Source organism: Microbacterium marinilacus (assembly GCF_019753765.1).
Taxonomy (GTDB): domain Bacteria; phylum Actinomycetota; class Actinomycetes; order Actinomycetales; family Microbacteriaceae; genus Microbacterium; species Microbacterium marinilacus.
Map to the genome: position 1 here is coordinate 1 of NZ_JAIJZW010000026.1, position 1692 is coordinate 1692.

The window sequence follows — 1692 nt, forward strand, 5'->3', positions numbered from 1 at the left end:
AACCCGACCCGCCGGCACACCGCGCTCGGCAACCTCAGCCCCGTGGAGTTCGAACGACTTCACATCCCCGCCGCAACCGCGGCATGATCAACACAGAGAAACCGTCCGGGAAACCGGGTCACGCTCCGACCTCGATGCCGACGGCAGCGCTGCACGCAGATGGTGTGGCACGAACGTCAACGTCGCCGAAGTGCAGCCAGGCACGAGCCCACAGCGGCGTGCGTTCCGCCGTGACCGAGACGACGTGCGAGCGGAGGGCGAGTTGTTCGGTGCTGAGCGACCGCAGCCGCCCGCGCGCTCGCGCCTCGCATAGCTCGCACTCCTGGGCGAGCTGGCCCGCGTGGTCCGGCCTGCTACGTCGACGTCGAGCCGGCGTCCGCCGAGCTGCTGCGAGCTGCCGGCGTGCAGCAGCTCCCGTACGTGCAGCTCTCCGACGGCGACTCCTGGACGGGGCTGCGCATCGACAGGATCATCGAGCTGCGGCGCTCTCGCCTCGCGGCCGCGTAGCGACCGAGGCGGCGTCACGCGGACTTTGCCGGCGAGCCGCGTATATCGTGGTTATGGACACCACGAACACCCCGGAACCTCGTCAGCCCGACAAGCGCGGAGGGCGCCTAACGGCGGCGCTCCGCGCCGTCTGGCGCTCCCTCCCACAGCTGACACGCCTAGTGCGCCTGGTGGCCGCGGTAATCGAGCTGCTGAGCCCCTAAGGGGCGGTCCCGGCCCTTCGTCCCGGGAAAAGCTGTAGCCCCGGCGATGTGCCCAATCTTTCAGAGCAGGGATCGTTCCGGGGCTTTCACTAGGATCATACCCGGAACTAAAGGGGGTGTCCAGATGGCTTACTCACCAGACGAGCAGCTCTTGGAGCAGTGGGTGAGTCGCGAACGGCTCACCCGGTACCGATCAGCCCGAGAGGACACCGTAGCTCTCTACCTGTGGAACGCTGCTCTGTCAGCGCAGTTGCTAGAGATGATCGGGCACGTCGAAGTGCTGCTGCGGAACGCCGTTCACGCCAAGCTCGCCCCGCACTCGCCGGATCAGAAGTGGTACCTGGACAGCCACTACAACTTCTCGTCTGTGGCCAACCGCAGCATCGATACCGCGCGCAATGCGGCCAAACGGGGTGGCCAAGTCGAGATCCCGGGCAAGGTGGTGGCAGAGCTGATGTTCGGCTTCTGGCGCTTCCTCTTTAGCGCGCGCTATCAGTCAACTATCTGGCCCCGAGTGAAGACCGCTTTCCAGGGTGTGCCGGCGCACGCGCGGGATCGCGCGAAGCTCGAAGAGGTCGTGATTCGGGTTCATGACCTGCGGAACCGCGTCGCGCACCATGAGCCGGTATTCCATCAGCCCGTGCACCAGCATGTCGCGGACCTCATCTTCATCGCCGGATACGTCGACGACAGAGCGGCGCGCATGCTGGCAGATCAGACCACGATCTTCGACCTCCTGTCGAGGCGGCCACCAATCGCCTAGCTGTACTCGGTCATGAGGTTGGTGACACTCGGCTGATCGGGGGTTGGCCACCGCAGGCGGTGTGTGGTCGAGCGTAGTTGTAGTGCTCGAGCCAGGGGGCGAGCGCGTCGGCGCGGTGCTGGTTGGAGGCGTAAGGCGCGCGGTAGGCCCAGTATTCCTGCATGGTGCGGTTGAAGCGCTCGGCCTTGCCGTTCTGCCAGGGGCAGTGCGGCTTTGTGG

2 protein-coding genes are annotated in these 1692 nt (G+C 66.0%); one reads left to right on the forward strand and one right to left on the reverse strand.

The genetic code is table 11. The features are described from left to right. The first annotated feature begins 861 nt into the window (after positions 1 to 861). Positions 862 to 1473, forward strand: coding sequence for an Abi family protein (locus tag K5S26_RS18465; RefSeq protein WP_221860996.1), 612 nt, complete (start codon positions 862 to 864; stop codon positions 1471 to 1473). Positions 1474 to 1483: 10 nt separating this feature from the next. Here the strand turns inward: K5S26_RS18465 and K5S26_RS18470 are convergent. After that, positions 1484 to 1692: integrase core domain-containing protein (locus K5S26_RS18470; protein ID WP_221860196.1), on the reverse strand; the 209-nt coding region annotated here is incomplete at its 5' end.